This window comes from Micromonospora sp. DT4 (assembly GCF_049841675.1).
In the GTDB taxonomy this organism is placed as follows: Bacteria; Actinomycetota; Actinomycetes; order Mycobacteriales; family Micromonosporaceae; genus Micromonospora.
Genome location: NZ_JBNCKT010000543.1, coordinates 1 through 211, shown reverse-complemented (window position 1 = coordinate 211; position 211 = coordinate 1). Strand labels below are relative to the sequence as shown.

The window sequence follows — 211 nt, the reverse complement described above, 5'->3', positions numbered from 1 at the left end:
GGACGTGGGTGACATCCGTGATGACGTTGTCACTGTTTTCGAGGATGCGGATGTCGAGGTCGAGAGCTCGGGCCAGGACGTAGGGCATGTCGAGGCCGAGCGGCGTGTCCCAAAGATCTGCCCTCTGCGAGGCATCCCGTAACAATTTGGCATACGACCCGGAGCTCATTGCGAGTTCGAGGATCCTCGGATCGCTTTCCGGGTGCTTTGC

1 protein-coding gene is annotated in these 211 nt (G+C 59.7%); it reads right to left on the bottom strand.

Annotated elements, in window-relative coordinates; all coding sequences use genetic code 11:
• Nucleotides 1-211, bottom strand: a 211-nt coding sequence (locus ACLQ24_RS30810) for a hypothetical protein (protein ID WP_425895224.1), incomplete at both ends; no start/stop codon positions are given.